Origin of the sequence: Rhodococcoides corynebacterioides (genome assembly GCF_019834675.1) — a bacterium.
In the GTDB taxonomy this organism is placed as follows: Bacteria; Actinomycetota; Actinomycetes; order Mycobacteriales; family Mycobacteriaceae; genus Rhodococcoides; species Rhodococcoides corynebacterioides_A.
In genome coordinates this window covers 241,372-253,914 of sequence record NZ_JABUBU010000003.1, presented here as the reverse complement: position 1 = coordinate 253,914, position 12,543 = coordinate 241,372, and the positions used below count along the sequence as shown (strand labels likewise).

Sequence of the window (12,543 nt, the reverse complement as noted above, 5' to 3'; positions counted from 1 at the left end):
TTTGCGCACCGCGCCCGGAGAACGGGGTGAAATGACCGAAAACAGTGCCCCGGAACCCATCAGATTTGTGCGCTCCGCCCATATCCAGGACTGTGCGCAGCGTCCATAGTGAGTGCCACCCGAACTGTGAGGTGGACCACTGTGCCGCTGACCGAACCGTCACCCATCACGACCGAATCCGTGTTCGCCCTGACCGACGTCACGGTCGAGTTCGGCGGCATCACGGCCCTGTCCGACGTCGGTCTTTCGGTCGGCTCGGGCGAGATCCTCGGCGTGATCGGGCCCAACGGCGCCGGCAAGACCACGCTGTTCAACGTGGCCTGCGGGCTGGTGCGGCCGCAGGCGGGCTCGGTGGTCCGCAGCGGCGAGTCGATCGCGCGCCTCCGGCCGAAGGATCTACCTCGACTGGGCATGAGCCGCACCCTGCAGGGCCTCGGGCTGTTCGACCGCATGACCGTCCTGGACAACGTCATGGTCGGCGCGGACCACCTCTCCACCACCGGGGTCGTGAGCGCCCTCCTGGGGCTGCGATCGGCGGGCCGGGACACCGCGGCGCTCCGGGATCGCGCACTGGCCGTGCTCGTCGAGCTCGGCATCGACGGTCATGCGTCGCGGTATCCGCCCAGCCTGCCGTACGCGGTCCGCAAGAAGGTCGCGCTCGCTCGCGCTCTCGTGTCGGAACCGACTCTGCTGCTGCTCGACGAACCCGCGTCGGGACTGTCCGACGCGGAAATGGACGACCTCGCCGAGACGATGCGGTCGTTGACCACGCGCATGTCCATTCTGCTGGTCGAGCACCACATGGATCTGGTCATGAGCGTCTGCGACCACCTGGTGGTGCTCGATTTCGGCAAGGTCATCGCCCGCGGGACTCCCGACCGGGTGCGTCGGGACCCCGCGGTGCTCGCCGCGTACCTGGGAGACGAGGTGGACCGTGAAGAGTGACAGGGGAAGTGCGGCAACGGACACGGCGGCGCTGACGATCCGCGATCTCACCGTGCGGTACGGCGCGGTGACGGCGTTGGACGCGGTGTCGATGACCGTTCCCGCCGGCGCCGTGACGGCGGTGCTCGGGGCCAACGGCGCCGGCAAGACCACGCTGCTGCGCACCGTATCCGCGGTGCAGAGCCCGGTCTCCGGCAGCATCACGATGGGCGACCACGACCTGGTCGGCGCCGGGGCGGAGAGCATGTCCCGCCGCGGACTGTCCCACGTCCCCGAGGGCCGCGGCGTGATCGTCGAGCTCACGGTCGAGGAGAACCTTCGCCTGGGACTGTTGGGCCGCAACACCTCTCGGCCGCGGATGGACATGAGCCGCGTCTGGGACATGTTCCCGCCGCTCGCCCAGCGACGGCAGGCGACCGCCCACACGCTCTCGGGCGGCGAGCGGCAGATGCTCGTGATCGCGCGGGCTCTCCTGGCCACCCCGTCGGTGCTGCTGCTCGACGAGCCGTCCCTGGGATTGGCTCCCCGCGTGGTCGCCCAGATCTTCCGGCAACTGCGCGAGGCCGTCGACGCGGACGGGCTCACGGTGGTGCTGGTGGAGCAGAACGCCCGCAGTGCCCTGTCGATCGCCGAGCACGCGGTCGTGCTCTCGCTGGGGCGCGTCGTGCGCGAGGGTCCGGCCGCGGATCTGCAGGGCGACGAGGAACTGCGACACGCCTATCTCGGCTTCTGATCCCCGCGAGCGCACTCCGGACCTCATGGCCACGACGGCCCTCCCGATCTCGAAAGGCCAAGCGGTGCAGCAACTCCTCACCATCGTCATCAACGGCATCACCAACGGGATGATCTACGCCGCGTTCGCCCTCGCGTTGGTGCTCATCTGGCGGTCCACCCGCATCGTCAACTTCGCGCAGGCGCCGATGGCGATGATCACCACCTACGTCGCCCTGACCGTCATCGACGCCGGCTACTCCTACTGGATCGGGTTCGGCGTGGCGCTCCTGTCCGGCCTGATCCTGGGCGCACTCGTCGAGCGCCTGATCATTCGGTACGTCGACAGTGCGTCGCACATCAATCCGGTGATCCTCACCCTCGGGCTGTTCATCGTGATCCACGCCGTGGCGGCGTTGGTCTTCGGCAACCAGTTCCGTTCGTTCCCGGCGCCGTTCGGGCTCGACGGACAACGCATCGGGTCCGTCGACGTCGCGCTGACGGGGAACGACGTCTACACCGTCGTCGCGGTCCTGGTGGTGCTCGCCGCGTTGGTGGCCCTGTTCCGCTTCACCGACCTCGGTCTGACCATGCGCGCCAGCGCATTCAGTCAGGAGGTGTCGCGTCTGCTCGGGGTGCGGGTGGGTCGCATGCTGACCCTCGGCTGGGCCCTGGCCGCGGCCGTGGGATCGGTGGCCGGACTGCTCATCGCGGGCGGGTCGCTGGTCCACCCCGGTTACATGGATTCGGTGGTCGTCTTCGGCTTCGTCGCGGCCGTGCTCGGAGGTCTCGACAGTCCCGTCGGCGCGGTCGTCGGGGGACTGCTCATGGGGGTCGGGCTGTCCGCGGTCAGCGGGTACGTCGGCCAGGACCTGGTGTCGTTCGCGGCCCTGGTGATCCTCATCGTCGTTCTGCTGGTGCGCCCCAACGGATTGTTCGCCGCCGCCTCGGCCAGGAGGGTCTGACATGACCGCACCCACCCGATCCCGCCCGCCGTCGACCTCGACGGCGGAGACCGGCCGCTTCGGACGCCTCGGTCGCCTCGTCGCCACCCCGGTGCGCCGGCACCTGCTCGGGGCCCTGCTGGCCGTCGTCGTGATCGTCCTCGTCCTCGAGAGCGTGAGCACCTTCCGCCAGAGCCAACTGACGTCCGTCGCCTACCTGGCGGTGGCGGCCGGCGGGCTGACCGTGCTCACCGGACTCAACGGGCAGTTGTCTCTCGGCCACGGGGCGTTCATGGCCATCGGCGCCTACACCGCCGCACTGATGTTGCGCGCGAACGCATCCGGATGGTCCGTTCCCCTGGTGCTGCTGGCGGCGACCGTCACCGCCGGCGTGGTCGGCGTCGTCGTCGGTCTGGCCGCGGCCCGGCTGCACGGGCCGTATCTCGCGGGCGCGACCCTCGCTCTGGCGGTGGCGGTTCCCGGTCTCGCGCTGTACTTCTCGGAGTATCTCGGCGGGGAACAGGGACTGATCGTGCCGTCCCCGGACGTGCCGCGCGCGCTCGACGACATCGCGTACTTCGTCACCGGGAACGAGCTCACCTCCACCAAGTTCCTCGCCTACGTGTCGTGGTTCCTGCTCGTCGTCGTGTTCGTCGTCCTCGCCAACCTCTCGGTCGGCCGCGTCGGGCGCCAGTGGCGCGCGGTGCGTGACGACGACGTCGCGGCGGAGATCGCGGGAATCGACCTGGCGCGCAGCAGGATTCTGGCGTTCGTCGTCAGTGCCGCGTGCGCCGGTGCGGCCGGGGCGGTGATGGCCATGGCGTCGAGGATCGCGGCGCCCAGTGGGTTCACGCTGGTGCTGTCGCTGACGTTGCTCTCGGCGGTGGTCATCGGCGGGCTGGGCACCCTCAGCGGTGCGCTGCTCGGCGCGGCGCTGTTGACGTACATCCCGCCCGTGGTCACCAACCTCGGCCTCGACGGTGGACTGACCAGCTTGCAGGCGGCCGAACTGGCGCCCCTGGTCACGGGCATCTTCACCGTCCTGGTGATCCTCTTCGCTCCGCTCGGGCTGGTCGGCACCGTGCGGACGCGCTACCTGCGCTACCGGCTGAGCAGAGCCACGCGGACCGGCCCCGATCCGCACGCCCCGAACGACCCCGAGAAGGAAGGGACGCGATGACACACGAGACGCAACCGAGGAGAACGGGTCCGCGGCGCTGGGCCCTGCGGTCCACGGCACTCGCGGCGGCCGCACTGATGGCCGTGTCCTGCGGCGCCGGCGGCCGCGAGGAGGGCGAGACCTCGTCGGAAGGGTCCACCGTCGGGATCACCGACACGACGGTCAAGATCGGCGCCCACTATCCGCTGACCGGCGTGGCGGCACCGGGCTACAGCGAGATCCCCACCGGCGCCAAGGCGTACTTCGACTTCGTCAACGCCGCCGGCGGGGTGAACGGTCGGCAGATCGAGTACGTGGTGCGTGACGATTCCTACGACCCGACCACGACGACGCAGGTGGTCAACGAACTCGTCCTCCAGGACGAGGTGTTCGCGATGGTGGGTGGACTCGGCACGGCGACGCACAGCGCGGTGATCGACTTCCTCAACGAGGAGGGCGTCCCGGACCTCTTCGTCTCGTCGGGCGCGATCATGTGGGGCAACGATCCGGAGAAGTACCCCAACACCTTCGGATGGCAGCCGGACTACCAGGTCGAGGGCAAGATCATCGGGGACTGGGTCCTCGAGAACCGCCCCGACGCGAAGGTCGGTCTCTTCCTCCAGGACGACGATCTGGGCCGCGACAGCGAGGAGGCCGTCCGCCAGTACCTCGGAGACCGGATCGTCGGCGTCGCGCGCTACACGTCCGGCAACACCGACGTCGCACCGCAGATCGCCCAATTGCAGGCATCCGGTGCGGACCTGGTGCTCGGGTTCAACGTGCCGTCGTACACGGCGCTGAGCCAGCTGGTCTCGCGTCGTCTGAACTACACGCCGGAGTGGTTCTACTCCTCGATCGGGTCCGACGTCGATCTCGTCGGCTCCCTGCTGGGCCGCTTCTCGCAGGGAGCGGTGACCGACGGCGCGTCGTCGCTGGAGAACATCCTGTCGCTGCAGTACATCGACGGCACCGACGACGCGGAGAGTCCCTGGACCCAGCTCTGGCAGCGCGTGTGGGAGCAGAACGGAGCGGACGAGCCGCTGACGAACTACCGCATCTACGGCATGAGTCACGCCTACGCGTTCGTGCAGGCGTTGCAGGCCGCCGGGGAGAACCCGACCCGCGAATCGATCGTCAGCGCACTGCAATCGGACGGCGCGGCGTTCGAGGGGCCGCAGCTCGCGCCCTTCCGCTATTCGCCCGAGAGCCATCTCGGCATCTCCGGGGCCAACGTCTACCGCATCCGGAACGGTGTGCCGGAGAACCTGACGCCGGTACTCGTGACCGACATCGGTGACGCCCCCGTCGAGGAGTACACCGGCGAGCGAGCGACACCGCCGGAGAGCGGGATTCCGGACACCCCGCCGGCGGGCTGAGGTGGTGGCGGGCTGAGGTGGCGGCGGCCCGGTGTCTCGACGCCGGGCCGCCGAACTCGGCGGCCCGCCCGGGATCGGGCGGGATCAGGCGGGATCAGGCGGGGTCGGGCGGGATCAGGCGGGGTCGGGCGAACTCAGTCGAGGTCACGATTGCCGAACACGTCGGCCTCCGCCACCCCGTCACGCACGGCGTGTTGCAGCTGCGGCGGCACCAGCACCACCTCGCCGTCGACCAGCAGGCCGTCGTCGACGAGGGACTTCAGGTGCGCGGTCACCAGTTCGGCGGTCCGGCGGTCCTCGCCCTCGAGGCTGCCGTAGTCCTCGTCGAGGTTGCCCTCCGGCGGATCCGGTGTCATGGCGGCCAGCACGGTCTGGGCCACGAACGACGCGGCGACGGACGCCGAGACGTCCACCTCCGACCCGGCGGAGAGTGTCGAGCTCACGTACCCCGCCACGGCGGCCCGCAACGCCGGCACGTCGCGCGCGGTGAACGCGTCGGCCTGCGGTCCCGGGGCGGCCACGCCGTTCGCGGCCGTGACCAGGCCGCCGAGCAGAGCCCCGGACCAAAGGTCGGCGATCTCGGGAACGTCCGCGGGTCCCTGGAACGTCGAGGTCGGCACGGTCACCCGCAGGGCCGCGCCCACCGTCGCCGCGTTGACGGCGTCGCCGCTGCGCGACCACTCGATCAGCGCATCCCACCGCGGGATCATCGGCAGGTCCGCCAGGGCCGCCGCTTCCTCCTCGGCCGGCACGTCCGGTAGTTCCACGTCGTCGGCGGTGAGGGTGTCGGGCATGGAGTCGACGAAGGACGTCAGGTCGTCCATGCAGTGCTCGAAGTCGGCGTCGGTGCCGCTCCAGAGGTCGGACTCGTCGAGGAACGCCAGATAGGTGAGCGCCGAGAACACCAGGTGCAGTGCGGCGTCGTCGGCCTCGTCCGTGTCCTGCGCCAGCACCGATTCCGCGGCGTCGAGCACCAGGTGGGCGTCGTCCGGAACCCACCCCGTCGCCGAGAACTGCGGCCGCACCCGGTCCAGCTCGCGGAGCAGGGACTCGATCACCCGCACGGTGGCCCGCGGATCCGAGTCCGGCTCCTCGGCCTGGTCGAGCCAGTCGGAGAACCGCCCGAGCGCCTTGTCGATGGTCGACGGTGTCGGCGCGCCGCCGCGTTTGCGGCGGCGGGCGGCGGACTTGGCGGCGCGCTTCTGCCCGCGGGACAACGGTCGCTGTGCACCCATGGGTGACGACCTTACGGGCAGCCGGCGACGCCGACGGACCGGTGGAGACCCCCTGCGCACCGGCGCGGGTGTGACGTAGATCATGTGACGACGGCGTGCGCTTCCGCGTTCTTCGTACGACTGACCTCAGACACCGAGCGCGCCCGGACCGGGCGGCGCCGAAAGGAGCGAACCATGGCTGATTTCGTCGACAAGGCACAGAGCAAGGCCGAGGAGGCCGCGGGCGCCGCGAAGAAGAAGGTCGGCGAGGCCACCGGCGACGACAGCCTGCGCACCGAGGGTGCGGCGCAGCAGAGCAAGGCCGACGGCAAGCAGGCCGCGCAGAAGGCAGGCGACGCCGCGAAGGATGCGGCCGGCGCCGCACAGGACAAGGCCGAGGACCTCGCCGACAAGGCGGGCGACGTCGCGGACAAGGCCGAGAAGAAGGCGGACCAGGCCGCGAGCGCGGCGCAGGACAAGGCTGCCGACGCCGCGGACAAGGCGAAGGACACGGCCTCGGACGCCGCGGACAAGGCGGAGAAGACCGTGTCCGACGCTGCTGACAAGGTCAAGCAGTCCGATGCTCCCGACGCCGTCAAGAAGGCTGCCGACACCGCCCAGGACGCGGCGTCGCAGGTGGCCGGCAAGGCCAAGCACGCGGCCGACGAGGTCGCCGGCGCGGTGAAGAACTTCGACGCCGATGCCAAGGACGTCGCCAAGGCCGGCGCGGTCAGCGCCCCGGTCATCGCCGCCGTCGTGGGCGCGGTCGTCGCGCTCGTCGTGGTCCGTCGCCGACGCAACGACCCGCGCCGGGTCGCCGAGCGTCGTCTGAAGAAGGCGCGCAAGAACGCACAGGGCTTCGGCCACGATCTGGCCGAGACGGTGAAGCAGGCGCGCAAGCGCTGACCATCCTCCTCTCGACACGACGACCGACGCGGGAACCGCGAGGGCGAGGGGGCCGCGTCGGGTCGCCGAGAGAGCACCGTACGAGAAGCGGGGCGAGCACATCCCACCCGATGTGCTCGCCCCGCTTCGTCGTGAACGGAACCGTTCGACCGGCGTTGTCGTCCAACCCACCGGACAGCAACATCGACCGGGGGGAGCGAGATGGAACGCATCGACGTCGAGGTGGAGGGCGTTCGGGCCACCAGCAGGGCGATCGCGAGCGCGGCGGACCTGCTGGGGTCGGAACTCGCGGACGTGGCCGCGATCGTCCGGTCGGGGACGGCCGGGTGGCACGGCGCCGCCGCGGCGGCGTTCGCCGCAGGGTGGGACCGGGTGGACGCGGGCGGTCGACGCGTCGTCGCCGCGCTCGGTGAGCAGGCCCGCGCGCTCGAGACCGCCGCCGCGGGCTACGCGCACGAGGACGCCGTCGCCGCGACCCGGCTGGCGCTGACGTGACCGCGTTCCGGGTGGAGCTCGATCCACTCCTGGAGGTCGTCACGCGGCTGCGGGCCGTGGCGGTCACGACGGATCGGCACCGCGCCGACCTCGACGCGCGCGTGGCCGACCTCGAGGTGGTGTGGACCGGCGAGGCAGCGGCCGCGCACCGTCGGTCACACGACGCGGCCGCGGCCGGGGCGCGGGAAATGGCCGATGGTCTCGCCGCGATGGCCGAGGCGGCGCACTCCGCCCATGCCGCCTATTCCGCTGCGGTCGCGGCGAACGTGCGCATGTTCGGGCCCCGCTGATGGCGCCGATCGTCGTCGATCTCGCACCCGACGCGTTGACCGCGGCCGCCCGCGCGCTGTACGGCGAGGCGGACACGGTGGCGACCGCGGTGCGCGCGCAGCAGCGCCGCGCGGCGGACTGGGGCGGAATGGCCGGTAGCGACGAGGCCGGTCGGCGGTGGGGCACGGCGTACGACGAGGACGTCGCCGCGGTGTCGGGTGCGCTGCGCACCGTGGTGTCGGCGCTGTCGTCCCTGGGTGTGCTGATCGAGCAGTCCGCCGTCAATCACGCGACGGCGGACTCGATCGCGGCGTCCGGGCCGCCGCCGGACCTGTCGGCCGGGACGCCGACCACGCTCGAGGACGTGCTGCTGCCGAGCGCCGTGGGGGACTCGGGACCCGGGCTGCAGGGCGCGATCGAGATCGCCGACGCGGTGGGTGTGCCGTGTCCGAACGGCGACACCGATCGGTTGCGGGCGGCGTCCGAGGCCTGGATCGTGGTCGGCCGCGAGTTGCTCGACGTCCGGAGCCGTCTGCTGGGTGTCGCCGACGGGCTGCGCGTGTCGACGAGTCCCGAGATCGACGCCATGCAGGACGACGTGCGTCGTGTTCTCAATGCGGTCGAGGCGGCGGCCGGGGCGTGCTCGGGTCTCGCGGCCCTGTGTCGCGATTTCGCGGACCGGCTCGCGGACACGCGGGCGCAGATCCGCGACCTGATCGAGCAGTTCGCGATCGAGGAGGCGGCGGCCGTCGCCGTCGGGATCGGGTTGGCGTTCGTCTCGGCCGGGCTGTCCGCAGCCGCGGGTGCGGCGGTGGCGGCCGGCCGGTTCGCCCGCACCGCGTCGCGGGTCCGCGCGGTGGTGGCCGCGCTCGGGGCCTTCGCGAGGATGCGTCGCAACGAGACGGCGATGGCCACCCTCGATCGCGTCGTCGACGACGTGGAGGAGGTGACCACTCGCGTCCCGGTGCGCTGGGACGACGTCGTTCCGCGGGACGCGCCGCCCGCGGCGCCGGGATGGTCGTCGTCGCGCGCGCTCGACGACCACTTCGCGCGGCACGGCGCCGACGTCGGCGCCCGCTCCGCGCAGGACTACGCCGAGCTCGCCGCCCGGTTCCGTGACGACCCGTCGCATCTGGTCAAGGTCGGTCCGGACGGCACCGTGCGCATGTACGACCCCGCGAGCAACACCTTCGCCGCCTATGCTCCCGACGGCACCGTCAAGACCCTGTTCCGACCGGGGTCCGGCGCTGCGTACTGGGACCGTCAACCAGGAGTGCCCCGATGACCACCTACGTCTGCCCGGTGTGCCGGTATCCGGGTCTGACCGAACCGCCGCGGACGGACGCCGGCCCGTCCTACGAGATCTGCCCGTCCTGCGGGTTCGAATTCGGTGTCACCGACGACGATCACGGCGTCTCCGACGACGACTGGCGGCGCCGGTGGGTGGCCGCAGGCGCGCCCTGGCGGTCGACGACGTCACCACCGGCCGGATGGGACGGCGTCGCCCAGCTGGGGGAATGACCGTCCCGGGCGGTCAGGGAAGCAGGTGCGCGTAGGCCGAGCACTCGGCGGCGACGCCGATGTAGACCAGGCCGTCCGACTGGGCGTCGTCCCATCCGCGTGGGGCGGTGCGAGCGGAGACGTCCGCGAGCACGTCGACGCCGGCCCGTCCCACGGCGAGGTCGCGGCAGATGTCCGATGCGGTTCGGTCGATGAAGCCGAGGGTGTCGGGGTCGGCGGGGTAGCCGACGGACGTCAGCACCTGGGTCAGGGTGGTGTCCGGATCCGAGACGGACACCGAGCTCGGTGCCGCGATGTCGACGACCGGCCGCGTGACGGCGGCCGGGGTGCCCGCCGGGACGGGGGCGGCGGCGACGTCCGTCGAGGCCACGGCAGACTGGGGTGTGTCGAGCAGGGACGGCCCGACCACCGCGGACACTCCGACGGCCGCGATGCCGGCGGCAGCCCACGCCGCGCGGCGACGGATGCTGGTCGGGCGGCGGTGAGAAGGCATGTCGAGTCTTCCGTGCGGGGTTTCGGACGCTGACTTATACCCAAGTTCGAACGGAATGTTACGTCGATCTCACATCTCGAGACGGGAGGACGCGCCGGTGGCGACAGTGTCGCGCGCAGACCTGGGTGCCTGGGTGATCACGGTCAACCCGCGTCTGACGGACGTGGCGGCGATGATCGCCGCCGGCGATCTCGGCGGGGAGTGGTGCATCGCGCCGAACTACCGGACGGCCCTGATGGAGCCCGGCGATGCCGTCGTGCTGTGGGTGACCGCCGGCGGTGGTCGCGGACCGGGGCGTGGGGTTCACGGCGTGGGGGAGGTGACCGGCTCGCCCCACGACCGGACCGACCCTGCGGATCGCCGGTGGCACGTGCCGACGCGGATTGCCGTGCCGGCGCGCACGGTCACCGCCGAGGAGTGCCGCGCCACCTCCGACCTGGCCCGCATGGAAGTGCTGCGCTCGCCGCAGCAGGCCAACCCGTCGTATCTCACGCGTCGGGAGTGGGCGGCGCTGGTCCCGCTGATGGGCCGGTAGCCAGTACCGTTCGGTTGGTACTCCTGTGTTTTATGTGACGTATGTTACTGCTGTGACTCCTGGTGTGGTCGGGGACGGCTACGCATCCCCTTGTCGGTGGGAGTCACCATGTACGGAAGTGCCGGCACAGCCGGAAATCTCGATTCGGTCGGAACGGCAAGGGCTGTGCGCACGGCCCTCGTCCGCGTCCTCCTCCTGGTGGCGGTGATCGTCGTGTCGCTGAACGTGACGCCGGCGTCCGCCGCCAGTTCCTACGTCGGGCGTCAGGGCATCGGGCTCAACGGCATCGATTTCCGGGCGTCGTCGACGGTGCAGCAGGCGCAGGCCGCGCGGATCGCCGGCACCGGCGCCGCGTGGGTGCGGATCGAGATCGACTGGTGGTGGGTGCAGGACGGTGGCCCGTCCACCTACAACTGGGCGGGGCCCGACGGTGCCGTGGCCGCGGCGCGCGCCCGTGGACTGAACATCCTGCTGTTGATCCAGAAGACGCCGCCCTGGGCCCGCACCACGACGAACGGCAGCACCCCGCCGACGGATCCCGCCGCTTACGCGCGGTTCGCCGCCACGACCGTCGCTCGTTACTCGCCGCAGGGGGTGCGGGCGTACGAGGTGTGGAACGAGCCCAATCTCTGGATGTTCTGGGCGGATCCGCTCACCGGCAAGCCCAACGTTCAGGGATACGTCGACCTCCTGCGTGCGGCGTATCCGGCCATGAAGGCAGCGACGCCGTACCCCATCACCGTCGTCGCGGCGGGACTGTCGCCGTGGGGGACCACCGGGCAGTCGCCCGAGGGGCATGCGGTCGCACCCCTGACCTACCTCGATCAGATGTACGACCTGGGGGCGGGCGGCTCGTTCGACGCCCTCGGCTGGCACCCCTACACGGCACCTGCTCTACCGAACGACGTCGCCGACTGGAACGCCTGGTCGCAGATGAGCGTGGACTTCGGGAACCCCGACGGCACGATCTACCAGAAGAGCGCGCGCACGATCATGACCGAGAACGGCGACGCCGGGAAGCTCATCGTCATGACCGAGGCCGGTGCCGCCACCGCGGGCGACCCCAGCCTCACCGAGCAGGCCCAGGCCACCGCCTATCGGCAGGCGGTGGACCTCCGCCTCTCCTACACCTGGGCCGGCCCGATCTTCTTCTACGAGACCACCGACCGCGCCCCCCTCACCACCGTGAACCCCGACAAGGAGAACTACTTCGGGGTCTACCGGAACGACGGCTCGGCCAAGCCCGCCGTGGCGGTGTTGCAGTCCGTCCCCTGAGCCGCCCCGCCCCTCGCCCGGCGCGCAGCGCGCCTCGATCCGCGCGTGTTGCAACCTGCGCAGATCCGGGTGCGCTGCGCAGCGCAGCCGGGGGGTCAGCTCTCGCAGCCCACCCCGTCGCCGTCGCGGTCCAGGTGGGAGCCGTATCCGGGATCGCCGGCGTGGACGGGCGCTGCGCCCGCGGCCCGGGCCGCCGAGCAGTTCTTGTAGTAGGCCGACTCCTCCGCCGGAGCCTGAGCGGGCGCGACGTAGGGCGCGGGCCCAGGGGCCGGCGCCACGAACGGCACCGGCGCGGGAACCGGAGCGGGAACGTAGGCGCGGTCGACGTCCGGATCCACGTACGGCGTCTGGACAGTCGGCGGCGGGGCGTAGACGGTCACGGTCTCGGTGGTGGGCGCGACGGTGGTGGTGGTCGGCGCGGTCGTGGTGGCCCGAGTGGTGGTCGGCGCGGTCGTGGTGCGGGTGGTGGTCGGTGCGGCGGTGGTCGGCGCAACCGTCGTCGTGATGGGTGTCTCGGTGCTCGCGGCCACGGGCTCGGTCTCACCGCCCATGGCCATGCCGACCGCGGACAGGCCGACCAGAACGCCGGCGGCGATGCCGATCCGACCCTTCCGGCTCTTCTTCTTCTTCGTCGTGGCGACGACGGGCGGCTGGAACGGGGGCGGGTACGAGCTGGGCATCGAATCTCCGACTACGGGC

The 12,543-nt window shown here is 71.3% G+C and carries 15 protein-coding genes; 12 read left to right on the top strand and 3 right to left on the bottom strand.

The genetic code is table 11. The annotated features are described in order from the left end of the window. Positions 1 to 141: 141 nt before the first annotated feature. From HQ603_RS07625 to HQ603_RS07605, 5 genes are read left to right on the top strand one after another with little or no spacing between them, the layout of a single operon-like run. Positions 142 to 945: an ABC transporter ATP-binding protein gene (locus HQ603_RS07625; protein ID WP_308126405.1), complete on the top strand. Its 804-nt coding sequence runs from the start codon at positions 142 to 144 to the stop codon at positions 943 to 945. Beyond that, positions 935 to 1,678, top strand: a complete 744-nt coding sequence (locus HQ603_RS07620; RefSeq protein WP_308126404.1) for an ABC transporter ATP-binding protein — start codon at positions 935 to 937, stop codon at positions 1,676 to 1,678. Before HQ603_RS07625 ends, HQ603_RS07620 begins: the two co-directional genes overlap by 11 nt. 25 nt (positions 1,679 to 1,703) lie before the next feature. Then, positions 1,704 to 2,621, top strand: coding sequence for a branched-chain amino acid ABC transporter permease (locus HQ603_RS07615; RefSeq protein WP_245810997.1), 918 nt, complete (start codon positions 1,704 to 1,706; stop codon positions 2,619 to 2,621). Between the two features lies 1 nt (position 2,622). Beyond that, entirely contained in the window at positions 2,623 to 3,780 is a 1,158-nt protein-coding gene (locus HQ603_RS07610; protein ID WP_222683922.1) for a branched-chain amino acid ABC transporter permease, read from the top strand. Next, positions 3,777 to 5,135: an ABC transporter substrate-binding protein gene (locus HQ603_RS07605; protein WP_222683921.1), complete on the top strand. Its 1,359-nt coding sequence runs from the start codon at positions 3,777 to 3,779 to the stop codon at positions 5,133 to 5,135. Before HQ603_RS07610 ends, HQ603_RS07605 begins: the two co-directional genes overlap by 4 nt. A 134-nt stretch (positions 5,136 to 5,269) precedes the next feature. On the opposite strand, the gene HQ603_RS07600 is transcribed toward HQ603_RS07605, so the two are convergent. Continuing rightward, positions 5,270 to 6,370, bottom strand: a complete 1,101-nt coding sequence (locus HQ603_RS07600) for a hypothetical protein (RefSeq protein ID WP_222683920.1) — start codon at positions 6,368 to 6,370, stop codon at positions 5,270 to 5,272. Between the two features lie 174 nt (positions 6,371 to 6,544). Here HQ603_RS07600 and HQ603_RS07595 point away from each other — a divergent pair, with 174 nt between their 5' ends. The 5 genes from HQ603_RS07595 to HQ603_RS07575 all read left to right on the top strand — a co-directional run bounded on the left by HQ603_RS07595 (position 6,545) and on the right by HQ603_RS07575 (position 9,541). After that, positions 6,545 to 7,255, top strand: coding sequence for a CsbD family protein (locus HQ603_RS07595; RefSeq protein ID WP_222683919.1), 711 nt, complete (start codon positions 6,545 to 6,547; stop codon positions 7,253 to 7,255). Positions 7,256 to 7,456: 201 nt separating this feature from the next. Further along, positions 7,457 to 7,750 carry a WXG100 family type VII secretion target gene (locus HQ603_RS07590; protein ID WP_222683918.1) on the top strand — a complete coding sequence of 98 codons (294 nt, stop codon included), beginning with the start codon at positions 7,457 to 7,459 and terminating at the stop codon, positions 7,748 to 7,750. After that, positions 7,747 to 8,040, top strand: a complete 294-nt coding sequence (locus HQ603_RS07585; protein ID WP_068144191.1) for a WXG100 family type VII secretion target — start codon at positions 7,747 to 7,749, stop codon at positions 8,038 to 8,040. Before HQ603_RS07590 ends, HQ603_RS07585 begins: the two co-directional genes overlap by 4 nt. Continuing rightward, positions 8,040 to 9,305, top strand: a complete 1,266-nt coding sequence (locus HQ603_RS07580) for a WXG100-like domain-containing protein (RefSeq protein ID WP_222683917.1) — start codon at positions 8,040 to 8,042, stop codon at positions 9,303 to 9,305. The genes HQ603_RS07585 and HQ603_RS07580 overlap by 1 nt, the downstream gene beginning before the upstream one ends. After that, positions 9,302 to 9,541 (top strand): hypothetical protein, encoded by a 240-nt coding sequence (locus HQ603_RS07575; protein WP_222683916.1) that lies wholly within the window; start codon positions 9,302 to 9,304, stop codon positions 9,539 to 9,541. The genes HQ603_RS07580 and HQ603_RS07575 overlap by 4 nt, the downstream gene beginning before the upstream one ends. Positions 9,542 to 9,554: 13 nt before the next feature. On the opposite strand, the gene HQ603_RS07570 is transcribed toward HQ603_RS07575, so the two are convergent. Further along, the gene (locus HQ603_RS07570; protein ID WP_222683915.1) at positions 9,555 to 10,034 is read right to left on the bottom strand and encodes a hypothetical protein; all 480 of its coding nucleotides are present in this window, start codon (positions 10,032 to 10,034) and stop codon (positions 9,555 to 9,557) included. A gap of 97 nt (positions 10,035 to 10,131) precedes the next feature. Between HQ603_RS07570 and HQ603_RS07565 the strand changes: the two genes are divergently transcribed. Together HQ603_RS07565 and HQ603_RS07560 are read left to right on the top strand one after the other, a co-directional pair. Beyond that, complete coding sequence (locus HQ603_RS07565) at positions 10,132 to 10,569, top strand: EVE domain-containing protein (protein ID WP_222683914.1); 438 nt, start codon at positions 10,132 to 10,134, stop codon at positions 10,567 to 10,569. A gap of 165 nt (positions 10,570 to 10,734) precedes the next feature. Further along, positions 10,735 to 11,844 carry a hypothetical protein gene (locus HQ603_RS07560; protein WP_222683913.1) on the top strand — a complete coding sequence of 370 codons (1,110 nt, stop codon included), beginning with the start codon at positions 10,735 to 10,737 and terminating at the stop codon, positions 11,842 to 11,844. Between the two features lie 95 nt (positions 11,845 to 11,939). Here HQ603_RS07560 and HQ603_RS18865 read toward each other — a convergent pair whose 3' ends face one another. Continuing rightward, positions 11,940 to 12,524 (bottom strand): excalibur calcium-binding domain-containing protein, encoded by a 585-nt coding sequence (locus HQ603_RS18865; protein WP_261773504.1) that lies wholly within the window; start codon positions 12,522 to 12,524, stop codon positions 11,940 to 11,942. Between the last annotated feature and the right edge of the window lie 19 nt (positions 12,525 to 12,543).